Source organism: Actinomadura sp. GTD37, from assembly GCF_041951365.1.
Classification (GTDB): Bacteria; Actinomycetota; Actinomycetes; order Streptosporangiales; family Streptosporangiaceae; genus Spirillospora.
Genome location: NZ_JBGNUS010000001.1, coordinates 1127548 through 1145224 on the forward strand (window position 1 = coordinate 1127548; position 17677 = coordinate 1145224).

Annotated in this window: 14 protein-coding genes; 10 read left to right on the forward strand and 4 right to left on the reverse strand. The window is 74.0% G+C overall.

Annotation, left to right across the window (positions count from 1 at the left end):
- The first annotated feature begins 64 nt into the window (after window positions 1–64).
- Complete coding sequence (locus tag ACA511_RS05495) at window positions 65–1015, forward strand: ATP-binding cassette domain-containing protein (protein WP_375022945.1); 951 nt, start codon at window positions 65–67, stop codon at window positions 1013–1015.
- Window positions 1012–1797, forward strand: a complete 786-nt coding sequence (locus tag ACA511_RS05500) for an ABC transporter permease (RefSeq protein ID WP_375022946.1) — start codon at window positions 1012–1014, stop codon at window positions 1795–1797. Before ACA511_RS05495 ends, ACA511_RS05500 begins: the two co-directional genes overlap by 4 nt.
- Here ACA511_RS05500 and ACA511_RS05505 read toward each other — a convergent pair.
- The 3 genes from ACA511_RS05505 to ACA511_RS05515 form a co-directional block, all read right to left on the reverse strand.
- Complete coding sequence (locus tag ACA511_RS05505; RefSeq protein ID WP_375022947.1) at window positions 1775–4960, reverse strand: BTAD domain-containing putative transcriptional regulator; 3186 nt, start codon at window positions 4958–4960, stop codon at window positions 1775–1777. The genes ACA511_RS05500 and ACA511_RS05505 overlap by 23 nt on opposite strands.
- A gap of 79 nt (window positions 4961–5039) precedes the next feature.
- The gene (locus ACA511_RS05510) at window positions 5040–5906 is read right to left on the reverse strand and encodes an HAD family hydrolase (RefSeq protein ID WP_375022948.1); all 867 of its coding nucleotides are present in this window, start codon (window positions 5904–5906) and stop codon (window positions 5040–5042) included.
- A gap of 363 nt (window positions 5907–6269) precedes the next feature.
- Window positions 6270–6920, reverse strand: coding sequence for a sigma-70 family RNA polymerase sigma factor (locus tag ACA511_RS05515; protein ID WP_375022949.1), 651 nt, complete (start codon window positions 6918–6920; stop codon window positions 6270–6272).
- A 132-nt stretch (window positions 6921–7052) separates the two neighbouring features.
- On the opposite strand from ACA511_RS05515, the gene ACA511_RS05520 reads away from it, so the two are divergent.
- The 8 genes from ACA511_RS05520 to ACA511_RS05555 all read left to right on the forward strand — a co-directional run bounded on the left by ACA511_RS05520 (window position 7053) and on the right by ACA511_RS05555 (window position 15927).
- Window positions 7053–8348, forward strand: a complete 1296-nt coding sequence (locus ACA511_RS05520; protein WP_375022950.1) for an antibiotic biosynthesis monooxygenase — start codon at window positions 7053–7055, stop codon at window positions 8346–8348.
- A gap of 1 nt (window position 8349) precedes the next feature.
- Window positions 8350–8610, forward strand: coding sequence for a glutaredoxin family protein (locus tag ACA511_RS05525; protein ID WP_375022951.1), 261 nt, complete (start codon window positions 8350–8352; stop codon window positions 8608–8610).
- A 359-nt stretch (window positions 8611–8969) separates the two neighbouring features.
- A complete protein-coding gene (locus tag ACA511_RS05530) occupies window positions 8970–9710 on the forward strand; it encodes a redox-sensing transcriptional repressor Rex (RefSeq protein WP_375022952.1) in 741 nt (246 codons plus the stop codon).
- A gap of 25 nt (window positions 9711–9735) precedes the next feature.
- The gene (locus ACA511_RS05535) at window positions 9736–11286 is read left to right on the forward strand and encodes a glutamyl-tRNA reductase (protein ID WP_375022953.1); all 1551 of its coding nucleotides are present in this window, start codon (window positions 9736–9738) and stop codon (window positions 11284–11286) included.
- Entirely contained in the window at window positions 11283–12200 is a 918-nt protein-coding gene (hemC, locus tag ACA511_RS05540) for a hydroxymethylbilane synthase (protein ID WP_375022954.1), read from the forward strand. The genes ACA511_RS05535 and hemC overlap by 4 nt, the downstream gene beginning before the upstream one ends.
- Window positions 12197–13858, forward strand: coding sequence for a uroporphyrinogen-III synthase (locus ACA511_RS05545; RefSeq protein ID WP_375022955.1), 1662 nt, complete (start codon window positions 12197–12199; stop codon window positions 13856–13858). The genes hemC and ACA511_RS05545 overlap by 4 nt, the downstream gene beginning before the upstream one ends.
- Before the next feature lie 18 nt (window positions 13859–13876).
- On the forward strand, window positions 13877–14857 hold the full coding sequence (hemB, locus tag ACA511_RS05550; protein ID WP_375022956.1) for a porphobilinogen synthase: 981 nt from the start codon (window positions 13877–13879) through the stop codon (window positions 14855–14857).
- 431 nt (window positions 14858–15288) lie between these two features.
- The gene (locus ACA511_RS05555; protein WP_375022957.1) at window positions 15289–15927 is read left to right on the forward strand and encodes a bifunctional DNA primase/polymerase; all 639 of its coding nucleotides are present in this window, start codon (window positions 15289–15291) and stop codon (window positions 15925–15927) included.
- 10 nt (window positions 15928–15937) lie between these two features.
- On the opposite strand, the gene ACA511_RS05560 is transcribed toward ACA511_RS05555, so the two are convergent.
- Window positions 15938–17614 (reverse strand): serine/threonine-protein kinase, encoded by a 1677-nt coding sequence (locus ACA511_RS05560; protein ID WP_375022958.1) that lies wholly within the window; start codon window positions 17612–17614, stop codon window positions 15938–15940.
- Between the last annotated feature and the right edge of the window lie 63 nt (window positions 17615–17677).

Here is a 17677-nt window from a genome sequence, read left to right on the forward strand (position 1 = left end):
TCGCGAAACCCCGTGAAACCGGGGTGAAAGCGGGTTGAAGGCGGGGGGTCCCAGTGTTCTCCGCATGACGATAGAGGCACGGCAGACGGCCATTTCGGTGGTCGGGCTGCGGAAGGCGTTCGGGGAGAAGACCGTCCTCGGCGGGCTCGATCTGGAGGTGGCGCGCGGGACGGTGTTCGCGCTGCTCGGGCCGAACGGGTCCGGGAAGACGACCGCCGTGCGGATCCTGTCGACGCTGATCCGGGCGGACGGGGGCGAGGCGCGGGTCGCCGGGTGCGATCTGGCGCGGGATCCCGGCGGGGTGCGCAAGGCGATCGGCGTCACGGGGCAGTACGCGGCGGTGGACGGCCTGCTCACCGGGCGGGAGAACCTCATCCTGATGGCGGACCTCCACCATCTGGGGAAGGCGGCGGGGCGGCGGGCCGCCGATGATCTGCTGGAGCGGTTCGACCTGGTCGAGGCCGGCAAGAAGACGGTCGCGACGTACTCGGGCGGGATGCGGCGGCGGCTCGACATCGCGATGACGCTGATCGGGAGCCCGCAGATCATCTTCCTGGACGAGCCGACGACCGGGCTCGACCCGCGCAGCCGCCGGACGACCTGGGAGATCATCCGGGGCCTGGTCCGGGGCGGGGTGACGGTCTTCCTGACCACGCAGTACCTGGACGAGGCCGACCAGCTCGCCGACCGGATCGCGGTGCTGGACGGCGGCCGGATCGTCGCCGAGGGGACGTCGGAGGAGCTGAAGCGCCTCGTCCCCGGCGGGCACGTCCGGCTGCGGTTCGCCGGACCGGTCGAGCTGGACGCGGCGGCGCGCGCGCTCGGCGAGGTCGCGCGCGACGACGAGGCGCTCGCCCTCCAAGTGCCGAGCGACGGCGGCGTCCGGTCGCTGCGGGAGCTGCTCGGGCGGCTGGAGGACGCGGCCGTCGAGGTCGGCGAGCTGTCCGTGCACACGCCCGACCTGGACGACGTGTTCCTCGCCCTCACCGGCGAGAAGGAGAAGGTCTCACCATGAGCGCGCTCGCACTGACGATGACCGACTCCGCGACGATGCTGCGCCGCAACATGCGGCACGCGCTGCGCTACCCGTCCCTGACGCTCGCCGGGATGATGATGCCGATCTTCATCATGGTGCTGTTCGTCGGCGTGTTCGGGAACGCGCTCGGGAACGGCGTCGGCGGCCCCGCCAAGGGCGACTACATCAACTATGTGGCGCCCGGCATCATCCTGATGGCGATCGCGTCCGGGTGCCTGCAGACGTCGGTGTCGGTCTGCGTCGACATGACCGAGGGCATCGTGGACCGGTTCCGGACGCTCGGGATAGCACGGGCGTCGCTGCTGACCGGCCATGTGATCGGCAGCATGATCCAGACGCTGCTCAGCACGGCGGCGGTCATCGGGGCGGCGGTCGCGATGGGGTTCCGGACGAGCGGCGGCGTCCTCGACTGGCTCGCCGCCGGCGGGCTGCTGGTGGCGCTCACGTTCGCGCTGACCTGGGTGGGCGTCATGCTCGGGCTGCTGGCGAAGAATCCGGAGGGCGCGAGCAACACGCCGATGATCGTGCAGTTCCTGCCGTTCTTCGGCAGCGCGATCGTCCCGCCGGAGTCGATGCCGGCCGGGGTGCGGTGGTTCGCCGAGTACCAGCCGTTCACCCCGGTCATCGAGACGGTGCGGGGGCTGCTGCTCGGCTCGCCGGACGGCGGGGACGCGGTCGTCTCCGCGGCCTGGTGCGCCGGGCTCGCCGTCGCCGCCTACGCCGCCTCGAAGGCGCTGTTCAACCGGAAGGCGCCCCGGTAGCGAGCCCGGTGGCGAGGGCGCGCGCCGCGTCCCGCAGTTCCGTGCGGTTCAGGCCGGCGTACTCCGACACCGCGGCGGAGTACGCCGGCGCGTCGGCCTCCTCCGCCGCGCGCCGGGCGAGCGCCGAGGACATGGTCGGCTGGAACGACCTGATGTGATGCATGCGCTGCGCCAGCGCGATCGTCCGCGCGGCCCGCGTTCGGACGTCCGGGGACGCCCCGGGGCGGGCGAGGTCGACCATGGCCAGCGCCAGCAGCAGCCCGCCGCTGACCGGAAGGTCCATGAAGAAGGCCGGCATCGGGAGCCGCGGCTCGGCGAGCAGGGCCGCCAGCTTGGCGGGCAGCCCGGCGACGACGTCCTCGACGAGGTCGAGGCGGCCGTGCCGGGCGTGGGCGATCACGGTGGCGCAGTGGGCTTCGAGGGTGTAGGGGTCGAGGCCGGGCGCGACCGTGGGGCCCTCCGCGCCCGCGAGCCGCTCCACCGCCCGCCGCCACAGCAGCAGGCCGGCGTCGGCGTCGCCGCGCGCGAACGCGATCTCCGCGCGGGCGCCGAGGTTGAACGTGGCGGTGCCGAACGTCTCGTCCGGTCCCTGCACGAGGGACTTGTCGAGCCACCGCTCCGCCTCGTCGTACTCGCCGAGCGACGCGTGGACGGACGCGAGCGCCCACAGCAGCCCGAACATGTCCGGCCACCGGTACCGTTCGAGCAGGTCCAGCGACGTCCGCAGGTGGTGCCGGGCCCGTTCGCCCTGGTCGAGCTGCATCAGCAACTCGCCGAGGCGGGAGTGGGCGACCAGCCGCAGCCACGGCGAGGACGGCGTGCCGGCGGCCGCCATGACCGCCTCGGCCGAGGCGAGCGCCCCGTCGAGGTCGCCGTTCCACTCGCGGATGTAGCCGGCGGCGCAGTTCGCGATGGCCGCGAGGCCCGGGTCGCCGCTCGCGCACATCTCGCGGAGGACGGGCGAGTCCGGCCGGAGGATCTCCGGCAGGGCGGCCACGAGCACCGCCATGGCCTGGAGCGTGCCGCCCGGCGCAGCGGGCGGCAGGCGGCGGAGCGCGACGAGCGCCCGGGTCGGCCGCGTCCCCTTCAGCATGCCGGTGGTCATCACGCTCAGCGCGAGGGCCGACCGGGTGACCTCGACATCCTCCGGGCCCGGCCGGAACCGGCTGAGCAGGCCCGCGGTCTCCTCCGCCAGGACGACCAGCCGGGTATAGGCGGATTCGAGCGTCCACAGGCCGCCGAGCACGGCGGTGATCGCGGCGACGGACGGCCCGTCCCGCCGCGCGAGCCCGTGCCGGAGCGCGTGCAGGAGGTTGTCCTGCTCGGTCCGGACGGTGTCGATGTGGCCGAACGGGTCCGCCCCGAAGATCGGCTCGCGGTGCGCCGCGCCGAACTCCCGCGCCCAGGCGAGGAGCCCCTCGACCGCGCGGCCGGTCTCGCCTTCGGCCTCCCGGTGCGCCGCGCTGAACTCGCGGACGCTCTCCAGCATCCGGAACCGGGTCCCGGGCCCGCCCTCGGTCACTTCCAGGAGCGACTGGCCGACGAGATCGTCCAGGAGTGCGAGGACGTCGCCGCCGTCCAGGAGGTACCGCGCCGCCGCCGCGGTGAAGCCGGACGAGAACACCGACAGCGACCGCATCGCCGCCCGCCCGGCCGGGGGCAGCAGGTTCCAGCTCCAGTCGACGACGGCGTGCATGGTCCGGTGCCGCGACGGCGCGTCGCGGGCGTTGCCGCGCAGCAGCGCGAACCGGTCGTCGAGGCCGCGCGCGATGTCGGGCACCGACATGACCCGCACGCGCGCCGCCGCCAGCTCGATGGCGAGCGGCAGCCCGTCCAGGTGACGGCACAGCTCGCCGACCGCGGCGGCGGGCAGGGCGACGCCGGGACGCGCCGCCCGCGCCCGCTGCCGGAACAGCTCCGCCGCCGTCTCCGGGTCGAGCGCGGGCAGCGGGTACACCGACTCCGACGACAGTCCGAGCGGCGCGCGGCTCGTGGTGAGCACGCGCAGGTCCCGCGTCATCGACACCAGGGCGCCGGCCAGGCCCGCCGCCCCGTCGACGACGTGCTCGCAGTTGTCCAGGACGAGCAGGACGGGGCCGGGCCCGAGCGCCTCCGCGATCCCGGAGACGAGGTCGGCGGGCCCGCCGAGCCGGCCGCGTGCCCGCGCGGGCTCGCCGACGCCGAGGACGGCCGCGACCTCGCCGGCCACCTCCTCGCTCCGCGCGACGCCCGCGAGCGCGACGACGAGCACGGCGCGTTGCGGGGCGTCCCGCGCGACCGTGTTCGCCAGCCGTGTCTTGCCGAGCCCGCCCGCCCCGACGATGGAGGTGACGCGGGACGTGCGCAGCAGGTCGAGGACGGCGGCGACGTCGCCGTCGCGGCCGAGCAGCGGATTCGGCTCGTGCGCGACCCCGCTCCGGACGGCCGGCGCCTCATGCCGGTGAAGGTCGTGCTGGAGAAGGTCCTGCTGGACGTGCCGGAGCGCGCCGCCCGGATCGGTGCCCAGCTCGTCCCGCAGCGACCGCCGGTAGGACTCGTACCGGGCGAGCGCGGCGGACGGCCCCGCCGTGGAGGCCTCGCAGCGCAGCAGCTCGGCGAGGACCTCCTCGTCCCGGGGATGCTCGCGGACGACGCCCGTCAGCGCGTCGAACCCTTCGGCGTGCCGTCCGAGCCGTGCGAGGGCCAGCGCGCGCGCCCGCCTCAGCGTCCGGTACGTCGGGATCCGCTCCGCGCGCAGCACGGACACCGGATCGTCCCCGCCGCCGGGTTCCGGCGGCGCGTCCCAGAGCGCGAGCCCCGCCTCGGCATGGTCCAGCGCGCCCGCATGGTCGCCGTCGAGGGAGCAGCGGGCGCTCGCGGACGCGGCGAGCAGCACGGCCGACGCGTCCACCTCGGACTCGTCCAGACCGAGCCGGTACCCGGTCGGCGTGCTGGCGATGACGTCCGCGCCCAGCCGCGAACGGGCCCGGGACACGACGACCTGGAGCGCCTTGGCGGGGTTCTCCGGCCGGTCGTCCGGCCAGAGCCCCTCGACCAGCCGGTTCACGGACACGCCCGCCCGCGGCTCGCCCGCGAGGAGCGCGAGCAGGTCGCGCAGGCGTGCGCCGGTCACGTCCCGCCCACGGCAGGCGACCCGCGACAGCAGCGACAACTCGGCGGCCACGTAGACAGATTAGGACGTACGGGGCGGTCATCAGGGCGTCCGGGAAGAGGCGGCGCCCGGAGGCTGCCGACTCGGAGGGTCAGGTGCGGTAGTGGCGGCGGAGCGCGATGCCCGCCGCGACGCCGCCCGCCAGCGCGCCCGCCCCCGCGGCGGCGGGCAGCGCGACCATGGTGACCTTGCGGCCGGTGCGGAAGTCGTGGATCGGCCAGCCGTGGTCGCGGGCGTGCGCGCGCAGTTCGGCGTCGGGGTTGACGGCGTGCGGGTGGCCCACGACCGTCAGCAGCGGCAGGTCGTTGACCGAGTCGCTGTAGGCGGAGCACCGGGCGAGGTCGAGGCCCTCCCGGTGGGCGAGCGCGCGGACGGCCTCCGCCTTCGCCGGCCCGTGCAGCAGGTTCCCGACGAGCCGCCCGGTGTAGACGCCCTCGCGGGTCTCGGCGACGGTGCCGAGCGCGCCGGTGAGGCCGAGGCGGTGCGCGATCGTCCGGGCGACCTCGACGGGCGTGGCGGTGACGAGCCACACCTGCTGGCCCGCGTCGAGGTGCTGGAGGGCGAGGGTGCGGGTGCCGTGCCAGATGCGGTCGGCCATCACCTCGTCGTAGATCTCCTCGCTGAGCCGGACGATCCCGTCGACCTGCTGCCCGGCGACGAACGCGAGCGCGGCCTCCTTGGCGCTGCCGATGTGCTCGGAGTTCTCGGTGCCGCGCATCCGGAACACGGCCTGCCCCCACGCGAACATCGCGAGGTCGCGCATGGTGAACAGCTTGCGGGCGGCGAGGCCGCGGGCGAAGTAGTAGATGGACGCGCCGCGCATCATCGTGTTGTCGACGTCGAAGAACGCCGCCGCGGCGGGGTCGGGCTCGGGAAGCGGGCCCGGCGGGGCCGCGGCCGCGGCGGCGGCCTCTCCGGCGCTCTTGTGGTCCACGTCGCGCTGCCAGAATCGCCGCATGAGGCGAAGCCTAGTCAACCGCCTCCCGGCGGCCGTCCTCCCGGCGGTGATTGCGACACTCTTCACCTCTGTCGCTCGCCGCCGCCATCAGCCGTTCACGCAGCCCCTCGCGGAAACGCGGATCCGGCCCCGTCCCGGCCGGCCGCAGCCTGGCGAGCGCGTCCCCCCGCTCGGCGGTCCTTCCCCGCCTGGTCTTCACAGCCCGGTTCTCATCGGCCGCTCCCTTGCGGATTCCGGGCGCGCAGAGCGCCTCTGCCCGAAGAACGATCGGGCGGCGCGGCGGGTTACGGCCCGGAAATGTATTGATAAACAGTCCAATAAAGCCTGGCCGCGCGGCGCGGGCGACGGCGGTTCAGCGGCAGGTCAATGGCGCAGGTCGTCCGGGAGCATACGGCCCAGCGACCGGACGGCGCGATACTGCAGGGCCTTGATCGCGCCCGGCTTCTTGTTCATGACGAGTGCGGTCTCGGCGACCGACAGCCCGTGCAGGAAGCGCAGGACGACGCACTCCTGCTGCTCGGAGCCGAGGCGCCGGACGGCCAGCAGCAGCGTCCGGTTGGTCAGCGCGTCCAGGACCGCCCGCTCCGGCCCCTCGTGGTGGCGGTCCGGCTCGATCAGCTCGGCGGTGCAGACCTCCAGCCGGTAGCGGCCGGACTTGAAGTGGTCGGCGACGAGGTTCCGCGCGATCGTCACGAGCCAGGCCCCGAAGTCCTTGCCCTGCCAGTGGAAGTCGCAGATCCGGCGGAGGGCGCGCAGGAACGTCTCGCTCGTCAGGTCCTCGGTGAGCGAGTGCGTCCCGACCCGGTAGTAGATGTACCGGTAGACGAGTTCGACGTAGTGGTCGTAGAGGGAGCCGAACGCGTCGGCGTCGCCGTCCCGCGCCCGCAGGACCAGCGCCTTCAGGACCTCCGCCCGGTCGGCTCCGGGCTCGGCCGGACGGGCGGGGCGGGCGGTGCGCGTCCGGGAAGGCCGAGGAAGCGGGATGACCCCGGCATCGAGGGTCAAGCTGCTCATGCAGTTCTCCTCGGGGCGAACGCGACCTCCGACGTGATCTGCCACTCTAGATACCGGAAGGTACGGGAAGCAATGGCCTGTTCCACGGTGCGGTTACCCGTCCGCTCGCGGCATCGGGCACCATTAGGCGCGATGGTCGACGCTCTTCTCGCGCTCCTGGCGACCCTCGGTGCCCTGGCGGCAACCGGGTTGCTGGTCCAGCGCGCCCAAAAAGACCGGCTGCTCTACCTCATCGCCTGGTCGTTCACCCAGGTCGGGCTGACGCTCGCCCTGCTGTGCATGGCCGTCGGCTTCATGATGGGGTTCAACGGCCCGCTGTTCCGCGTCATGGAGCTCGGCGCCGCGCTGATCGGGCCGGTCTGGCTCGCGCTCGGCATGATCGAGCTGATCGCGCGGTACGTGCAGGTGCGGTTCGCCGCCTGGCTGTTCGCGATCTCCTACACGGTCGTCGCGATCGTCATCCTCATCCTGGACCCGCTCAAGGGCTCGCTCGCCAAGAGCCTGCCCAAGCCGAGCTCCACCTACGGCGCGCTGCCGCTGCTGCTGGTCGACGGCGCGCACGTCGTCGCGGTGATCTCCCTCGTGGCGTGCACCGGCGTCACCGCGTGGCTGGCCGGCAAGCAGGACCAGGAGGCCGCCGAGCTGCTCATCCCGGTCGCGCTCGTCGCGCTCGCGGGCGTCCTCGTGGTCAGCGGCACCCGCGGGTTCCTGCCCGCGCCGCTCGCGGTGATCGCGATCGGCGCCGCCGCGGGCCTGGTCTGGTACGGCGCGATGCGCACCATCCCCGTCTACGACGACGACGAGGGGTACGACGACCGCGGCGACTACGCGGACCAGCCCGCGACCGGCTACGAGGAGCAGGCGTACGCCAAGCCCGAGCCCGTCCCGGCGCCCACGCCGTCGCCCGAGTCGAGGGCCCCCGAGCCGCGCCGCGGCGAGCTGCGCTTCCCCGAGCCGGCCGCCGAGGAGCTGCGCTTCCCGTCCGACAACCCCGCCGGGCCGACCGCCGTCGACGGCTTCGGCGGCCCGCCCGGGGTCCCCGCGCCGCCCGGGGTCCCCGTCCCGGCCGGGATGCCGCGGATGGGCGGCGAGCTGGCCGGCGCGTGCGGCCAGATCACCGTCTACACGCTGCTGGACGGACGCGAGGAGGCGTTCGACCGGCTCGCCGCCGACCTGGTGAAGGCGGCGCTGGCGGCCGAGCCCGACACGGTGGTCTTCGCCTGCCACGAGGTGGTCGGCGGCCCCACGCAGCGGATCTTCTACCAGCTCTTCCGGGACGAGGCGGCGTTCGCCGCGCACCGCGGTCAGGCGCACCTGCGCCGGTTCCTGGCCGACTCCCGCACCCACGTCCTCGCCACGAACGTGATCGAGCTGAAGCTCGGCCCCGCCAAGGTGCCGCTGCCCGCGCCCGAGTTCCCCGGGAGGTGACATGCCGGACGCGATCGTGATCACCCTGCTCGGCAAGCCCGGCTGCCACCTGTGCGACGACGCCCGCGCGGTGATCGAGCGCGTCGCCGCCGACCTGGGCGTGGCCTGGGAGGAACGCGACATCACGCAGTCGGAGGCCGACCACGAGCGGTACTGGGAGCAGATCCCGGTCACGCTGGTCAACGGCGTCCAGCACGACTTCTGGCGCGTCGACGAGAACCGCCTCCGCGCGGCCGTGACCGAACTCTCCGCCCGGCCGTGACCGAACTGTCCGCGCGGTCGTAGACCAAGCGCGCGCGGCCGTAACCCGGCTCTCCGGCCGGCCGTAAACCCGGTTCTGCTTGCTCCGGGGCGCTCCGGGGTGTCTCGTCGGTCACATCCGAACGACATTCGGGTTGTGGCGTCGTAGGCTGCAAGTCCCTGATGGGCGGCCTTTCCGCGGTGCCGTCCGGCCCGCGTGACCGGAGGGTGACTTTGTGCGCGTGTTCACAAAGGCTTAACCTGGTGTCCAGCCCTGGGGGCGGTCGGGCCGCGGTCGTCAGGCCGTTACCGGGCCGCGAGCGCCGGGGCGAGGGGCTCACCGAGCGCCCCGTCCCCAGCGTCGAGCCCGAAGAGCAGGCCGTGACACCTCGACAGAACCGGCACCGCGACCGTGCGGGCCGCGGCATCCCCGAAGCGACCGTGGCACGGCTCCCGGTGTACCTGCGGGCCCTCACCGGGCTCCAGGAGCGCGGCGTCGCGACCGTCTCGTCCGAGGAGCTGGCGGCGGCGGCCGGCGTCAACTCGGCCAAGCTCCGCAAGGACCTCTCCCACCTCGGCTCCTACGGCACGCGCGGCGTCGGCTACGAGGTCGAGTACCTCGTCTACCAGATCTCCCGCGAGCTGGGCCTCACCCAGGACTGGGTCGTCGCCATCATCGGTGTCGGTAACCTGGGCCGTGCGCTGGCCGGCTACGGCGGTTTCGCGTCCCGCGGCTTCCGCGTGGCGGGCCTGCTCGACGCGGACGACTCCATCGTCGGCCAGGAGATCTCCGGCATGACGGTGCAGCACATCGACCGGCTGGAGGACATCATCGCGGGCCACGGCGTCTCCATCGCCGTGATCGCGACCCCCGCGGGCGCGGCCCAGGGGGTGTGCGATCGCGTGGTCGCCGCGGGCGTGACCAGCGTCCTGAACTTCGCCCCCGTCGTCCTGTCGGTGCCGGACGGCGTCGACGTGCGCAAGGTCGACCTGTCCATCGAGCTGCAGATCCTCGCGTTCCACGAGCAGCGCAAGGCCGGCGGGCCGGACGGCGTCGCGCCGCTGGCCGCCGGTGACGCGCCCCCCGGCGCGGCGCAGTACGTAGAGACGGTGGAAGCATGAGCCGGATGACGAGCGAGGATGCGGCATGAGCATTCTGGTGGTGGGCCTCAGTCACCGCAGCGCGCCCGTGGCGGTGCTGGAGCGGGCGGCGGTGGCCGGGGACGACCTGGTCAAGCTGCTGCACGCGGTGCACGACTCGGCGAACATCGCCGAGTCCGCGATCGTCTCGACGTGCAACCGGGTCGAGATCTACGCGGTGGTCGACAAGTTCCACGGCGGCGTCTCGGCGATCTCCGAGCTGCTGGCCCTGCACTCCGGCGTCCCGATGGACGACCTGTCGCGGCACCTGTACGTCCACTACGAGGAGCGGGCCGTCCAGCACGCGTTCGCGGTGGCGTGCGGGCTGGAGTCGATGGTCGTCGGCGAGGGGCAGATCCTCGGCCAGATCCGGCAGGCGTTCAAGCTCGCGAAGGACGAGGGCACGCTCGGCCGCGACCTGCACGACGTCCTGCAGCAGTCGCTGCGGGTCGGCAAGCGCGCGCACCACGAGACCGGCATCGACAAGGCCGGCGCGTCGCTGGTCAGCGTCGGGCTCGACGTCGCCGCCCGGCACCTCGGGCCGCTGGACGGCGTGCGCGCCCTGGTGGTCGGCGCCGGTTCGATGAGCTCGCTGGCCGCCGCCACGCTGAGCCGCGCGGGGGCGCGCGAGGTGGTGATCGCCAACCGCACCCATGAGCGCGCCGTCCGGCTCGCCGAGTCGCTGGACGTCCCCGCGCACGCGATCGAGTTCGCGAGCCTGGACACGGCGATCGCCGGCGCCGACCTGGTCGTGTCGTGCACCGGCGCCGCCGGTCTCGTGCTGAGCACCGAGCGGCTCGCGGCACGCGGCGTCGGCGACGACGGACGGCGCCGCTTCTTCCTCGACCTGGCGCTGCCGCACGACGTCGAGCGGTCCGTCCGCGAACTGCCGGGCGTCGGCCTCGCCGGACTGGACGACCTGCGGACCGCGCAGGAGGCCATGAAGGCGATCGGCCCGGCCGCCGTCGAGGCGGTCCGCCGGATCGTGTGCGAGGAGGTCGAGGCGTTCCTGAGCGCGGCCCGCGCCGCCGCGGTCGCGCCGACCGTCGTCGCGCTGCGCAGCATGGCCGCCGAGGTGGTGGACGCGGAGCTGTCCCGGCTGTCCGGCCGGGTCCCCGGCATCGACGACCGGGACCGCAGGGAGATCGAGCAGACCGTGCGGCGCGTGGTGGACAAACTGCTCCACGCGCCGACCGTCCGGGTCAAGGAGCTGGCGGCGGCGCCGGGCGGCGACTCCTACGCCGACGCGCTGCGCGAACTGTTCGACCTGGACCCGAAGGCCCCCGAGGCGGTGGCCCGCGCCGACATGCGCGAGGACGAGCCGGCCGCGGCCGCGGCGGCGACCGCGGCCGCGGCGGCGACCGCGGCCGAGTGCGCCGAGGCCGACTGCGTCAGCCCGGCGTCCGTGCCGGGGAGCGCCGTGCCGGGGAGCGCCGTGCCGGGCAGCGCGGTGCCGCCGGACGGTGTGAACGTTGAGACGGTGAACGCCCAGGCCGCGAGCGTCCGGGCGGTCAGTGCCCGGGACGCGGTCCCGGGGCGCGAAGGAGACGAGACGTGAGTACTGGCAGGGGCCCGCTGCGGCTCGGCACCCGCAAGAGCCTGATGGCGACGACCCAGTCGCAGGGCGTCGCGGACGCGTTGACCCGGCTGACGGGGCATGCCGTCGAGCTGGTCGGGGTAACCACGCAGGGTGATGTCTCCAAGGCCCTGCTCGCCCAGATCGGCGGCACGGGCGTGTTCGTGAACGCGCTGCGCGACAAGATCCTCTCCGGTGAGGTGGACTTCGCCGTCCACTCGCTGAAGGACCTGCCGACGTCCGAGACGCCGGGGATCGCGCTCGCCGCGACGCCCGTGCGCGACGACCCGCGGGACGCGCTGTGCGGGCCGGGCAAGCTCGCCGACCTGCCGCGCGGCGCCCGCGTGGGCACCGGCTCGCCGCGCCGGGTCGCGCAGCTGCGCGCGCTCCGCCCGGACCTCGAGATCGTCCCGATCCGCGGCAACGCCGACACCCGGCTCCGCAAGGTCACCGGCGGCGAGCTGGACGCCGTGGTCCTGGCGCACGCGGGCCTGAAGCGGATCGGCCGGCTGGCGGACGTCGGCGAGGTCTTCGACCCCGACCAGATGCTGCCCGCGCCCGGCCAGGGGTCGCTCGCGCTCGAATGCCGCGCCGACCGCGCCGACCTGCTGGAGCTGCTTGGAACGATCGACGACGCCGCGACGAGGCGCACCGTCACCGCCGAGCGGACGGTGCTGGCCGTGCTGGAGGCGGGCTGCTCCGCACCCGTGGGAACATACGCTGCCGAAGTAGATGAAGAGCTGCATCTGACCGCGACCGTCGCCGCGTACGACGGAAGCCGGCAGATCAGGCTGTCCGCAAGCGGCCACCCGGATGGCGCCGAGCAGATCGGCCGCGACCTCGCGGCCCGGCTGCTCGCGCAGGGGGCCGACCAGTTGATGGGGGAGCGCGATTGAGCCCCGCCGCGAAGAGCACCGCCGCCGCGAGCATGACCGCTGAGAGCAGGACCGGTGCCAAGGGCACCAGGAGCGCACCGGCCGCCGAGGCGGCGCCGCGCCGGACGGCCGACCCGGGCACGGTCGCGATCGTCGGCATGGGACCGGGCGATCCGGGACTGCTGACGCTGCGCGCCGCCGCCGAACTGGAACGCGCCGACACCGTCATCGTGAGCCGCGCGCACTGCCCCGCCGACGTCCTCGCGCACTGCCGCGCGGACGCGGAGATCCTCGACACCGCCGAGGGCGACCCGGTCAAGCTCGCCGTCCGCGCCGCCAAGGCCGGCCGGCGCGTCGTCCGGATGTTCCCCGGCGACCCGGGCGTCGCCTGCGGCCTCGCCGCCGAGGGCGCCGCGCTGCACAAGGCGGGCGTGCCGTTCGAGGTCGTCCCGGGCGTGTCCGCGGTGACCGGTGTGCCCGGCTACGCGGGCATCCCGCTCACCGACCCCGAGCACCGCGAGTTCCGGTTCGTGGACGCCTCGGCCGGCGGCGTCGACTGGGAGGCGTTCGCGGGCGACGGCGCCACGCTCGTCATCGCCGGCGCGGAGGCCGCGGTCGCCGAGGTGTCCAAGGGCCTGATCGCGGCCGGGCGGCCCGACTCCACGCCCGCCGCGATGACGAGCCTCGGCACCACCACCGAGCAGGAGACCGTCGTCTCCACGCTGAGCAGGCTCGCGTCCGACACCAAGGGCATGGAGTCGCCCGCCCTGATCATCGTCGGGGACGTGGTGCGCTGGCGCGACAAGCTGTCCTGGTTCGAGACGAAGCCGCTGTTCGGCTGGCGGGTGCTGGTGCCGCGCACCAAGGAGCAGGCCGCGACGCTGTCGGACCAGCTCCGCGGCTACGGAGCCGTCCCGGACGAGGTCCCGACGATCTCCGTCGAGCCGCCGCGCACCCCCCAGCAGATGGACCGGGCCGTCAAGGGCCTCGTGACCGGACGCTACGAGTGGGTGGTGTTCACCTCCACCAACGCGGTGCGGGCCGTCCGGGAGAAGTTCACCGACTACGGCCTCGACGCCCGCGCGTTCGCCGGGCTGAAGGTCGCCGCCGTCGGCGAGCAGACCGCCGCCGCGCTGGTCGAGTTCGGCGTGCAGCCCGACCTCGTCCCCGCCGGGGAGCAGTCCGGGGAGGGCCTCGCGGCCGAGTGGCCGCCCTACGACGAGGACCTCGACCCGATCAACCGGGTGCTGCTGCCGCGCGCCGACATCGCCACCGACGTGCTCATCGCCAAGCTGACCGAGCTCGGCTGGGAGTGCGAGGACGTCACCGCCTACCGGACGGTCCGGGCCGCGCCGCCGCCCGCGCCGATCCGCGAGGCGATCAAGGGCGGCGGGTTCGACGCCGTCCTGTTCACCTCGTCGTCCACGGTGAAGAACCTCATCGGGATCGCCGGCAAGCCGCACAACGTGACGGTGATCGCGGTGATCGGGCCGCAGACCGCGAAGACCGCGCAGGAATACGGGCTGCGCGTCGACGTTATGGCGGACAAGCCGTCCGTATCCGCCCTCGCCGAGGCGCTCGCGGAGTACGGTGCCAACCGGCGGGCGGCACAGACCGAGGCGGGAGACCCGCTCCGCAAGCCCAGCCAGATGCGCCGGGGGGCCCGGCGCCGGAAGTAGACCAGCCAGAGGGAATCCATGTCCGCACAGTTCCCCGTCGCCAGGCCGCGGCGGCTCCGCCGCACGCCCGCGCTGCGCCGGATGGTCGCCGAGACGCGCCTCGCGCCCGCCGACCTCGTCCTGCCGATGTTCGTCAAGGAGGGCATCGCCGAACCGCAGCCGGTCGCGTCCATGCCGGGCGTCTTCCAGCACACCCGCGACAGCCTGCGGAAAGCGGCGCACGAGGCGGCCGAGGCCGGTGTCGGCGGCCTCATCCTGTTCGGCATCCCGGCGGTGAAGGACGGCGTCGGGTCCGCCGCCGACGACCCGGACGGCATCGTCCAGCTCGCGCTGCGCGACCTGGCGTCCGACCTCGGCGACGCCACCGTCGTCATGACGGACCTGTGCCTGGACGAGTACACCGACCACGGGCACTGCGGCGTCCTCACCGGCGCGGGCGAGATCGACAACGACGCCACGCTGGAGCGGTACGCCTCCATCGCCCTCGCCCAGGCCGAAGCGGGCTCGGCGGTGCTCGGCCCGTCCGGCATGATGGACGGCCAGGTCGGCGCGATCCGGACGGCCCTCGACAAGGCCGGCCACACCGACACCGCGATCCTCGCGTACTCGGTGAAGTACGCCTCCGCGTACTACGGCCCGTTCCGCGAAGCCGCCGAATGCGCCCCGCAGTTCGGCGACCGCGCGTCCCACCAGCAGGACCCGGCCAACGCCGACGAATCCCTCCGCGAGGTCCTCCTCGACCTCGACGAGGGCGCCGACATGGTGATGGTGAAGCCCGCCGGCGCCTACCTCGACATCGTCCGCCGCGTCCGCGACACCGTGGACGTCCCCGTCGCCGCCTACCAGGTGAGCGGCGAATACGCGATGATCGAGGCCGCCGCCGAGAAGGGCTGGATCGACCGCGAGCGCACCATCATGGAGTCGCTCCTGTCCATCCGCCGAGCCGGCGCCGACATGATCCTCAGCTACTGGGCCACCGAAGCCGCCCGGCGCTGTTAGCCCAGGGGGGCGACCCCCTGGAACCCCCGTTGCGACGCAGGCTGTGCTTGCCCATGGGGGCGACCCCCTGGAACCCCCGTTGCGACGCAGGCGATCCTCACGCCGCTGTTGCGGTCTTTTGTGCCTGTGCGGGTGTGTGCGGCGTCGCTGTGGTCGCCTGCGTCGGCGGGCAGGCCCTCTGCGCTCGCTGGCGCTCGCTCCGCGTGCCTGCCCGTGTTCCGCGGGCTGGGGTCAATACCGGCTGTGCTCGCTGGTGCTCGCCCTGCGTGCCTGCCCGTGCTCTGTCGGCTGAGGTCACCAGCCGGTGGGGGGAAGATCACTAGTTACTTAGGGTCGTTTTCCGGGGGTTGCCGTGTCTGGTGGTGACCACGCCGGGCATCATCGTTAACCAGGGGACCACGGGGGACCTTGGGCTAGGCGGGGGGCGGAAGATGCTGGCGGTCACGGGGCACAGGCGGCAGAAGGCGGGACGGAACCGGATGGCCGCGGCGGCGCGCGAGTACGCCGGGTTCGGCTGGCCGTGCTTTCCGGGCGCGCACGTCGGCGCCGACAGGGCGTGTTCGTGCGACCGGATCGGGTGTCCCGACCCGGGCGCGCATCCGGTGTCGGCGGCCTGGGCGCATCAGACCAGCGTCGATCCCGAGGTGATCGAGGGCTGGTGGGCGAAACTCCCGCAGGCCAACGTCATCCTGCCGACGGGCCGGGTCTTCGACGTGTTCGACGTCCCGGCCGCCGCCGGCGCCATCGCCCTCGACCGGATCGAGCGGGAGAACCGTCCCGTCGGTCCGGTCGCGTCGTTCGGGGGCGACCGGCACCTGTTCTTCGTCGCGACCCGCGGCGCGCCCGCCGACGAGGACGAATGGTGGTCGTGCCACCTCGACACCCTCCCGGAGGACGTCGACGAGACGCCCGGGATGCGGTGGCACTGCCGCGACAGCTACGTCGTCGCGCCGCCGTCCGTGCTGCCGTCCGGGCACGAGACCGCCTGGCTGAGGCCGCCCGCCCCGGACACGCTGCCCGACCCGCTGCGCCTCCTGGAGGTCCTCGCGGACGCCTGCGAGGACGCCTGAGCCGCCGCCGCTAGCGCGGGGCCTTGACGGCGGGCTTCGCGGCCCACTGGGAGTAGGAGCCGCGCTGGATCTGGTTGCGGCCCTTGTCCGCCCCGGCGCGCACCCAGAACTTCACCGGGCGGTGCGCCGCGTCGAACTTGACGGCGAAGGCGATCTGCTGGGCGCCGGTCGCCTGGGCCATCCGCGCGTACATCGGGCCGAGGCCGGGGGCCTGCGCCAGCTTCGCGGCGGGCGCCTCGCCCTCGTAGATCCCGTTCGACTGCGTGAGCTTCGTCGCCGACCGCAGCAGCGTCGTCAGGTTCGCGACGGACGCGCCCTGGCGGACCTGGTCGGCCGCCGCCGGGTAGCCGCGCCCGCCGAGCGCCGACGACTTCCACTTCTTGCCCACCCGCACGTACAGCCGGTCCTGGACGAGGACGGCGCGCAGCGGCTTGCGGGCCGAGCCCGTCCCGGCGAGCGTCATCGAGAAGGACGCCTGCCCGCCCTGGAGCCCGAACGTGCCGCGGCCGCTGACGGGGAAGCCGCAGCAGCCGGACTGCTGGTAGCTGAACGCGGCGCCGGGCGCAGCGGCGACGGCCCGGTCGATCTGCGCGATGAGCGGCGCCGGGTCGACGCCGCCCTCGGGCAGCGCCGACTGCGGGGTGCTGCTCTGCGCCGGGGACGGGTCGGGCGGCGCCTTCTTGTCGTCCTTCAGCAGCGTCATTGCGCCCGCGCCGCCCCCGGCGACGACCAGGACGGCGACGGCGGCGACCACCCAGGGCGTCCGGGACCGGCCGCCGGGCTGCTTGCCGGCGACGACCGGGTTGCGGCCGCTGGCGCGGGACGGCTTCGGCTTCGGCGGCTCCGGCTGCTGCGCGGCCTGCGCGGCGAGCTCGGTGAGCCGGCCGCGGCCCTGCGCCTCCCAGGACGGCCCGTACGCGGAGACGGCCGCGTCCTCCAGCGCGCCGAGGAAGTCGGCGGCGGACTTCGGCCGCGCCCCCGGCTCCTTCGCGAGGCCCTGGTGGACGAGTTCGCGCAGCGGGCCCGGCACCTCGTCGGCGGGGATCGGCGCCTCGCGGTGCAGCCGCGCCAGGTTGCGTCCCGCGAACGGCGGGCGGCCGGTGAGGCACTCGTAGAAGAGCGCGGTGGCGGCGTACAGGTCGGTGGCGACGGTGGCGGGCTCGCCGTCCCACAGTTCGGGCGCCGCGTACTGCGCGCCGAACCGGGCCTCGGTGCCCGCCGGCGCCGTCGCGAAGTCGGTGACCTGCGCGTTGCCTTCGGTGTCCACCAGGACGTTCGCGGGACGCAGCGCGCCGTGCACGACGGAGTGCTGGTGCGCCGCGGCGAGGCCGAGGAGCACCCCGCCCAGCATCGACAGGGCCGCGAGCGGGCCGGTGGGGCCCTGCGCGGCCAGCACCCGCCGCAGGCTGACGCCCTCGACCCACTGCATCACGATCGCGGCGCCGTCCGCGGACTCCACGAAGTCGTAGAAGTCGACCACGTTCGCGTCCTCAAGCTGGGACAGAGGACGCGCGGCCGCACGGAACCGCGTCAGAAACGCCTCGTCGGCCGCGAGCGCGCCGTCGAGGTATTTGATCGCGACCTTCGTGCCGGTCGGGTCGTCGACCGCCAGCAGCACCCGGCCCGAGGCTCCGCCGCCGAGCTCCCGCTCGTGGGTGAAGCCCGGGACCGTCCAGCCGTCAACCACGTTGAAAGCCCATCCCTCCGATGTCGTACTTGGTGGAATATCGGCCCGTACACCGCGAGGTCA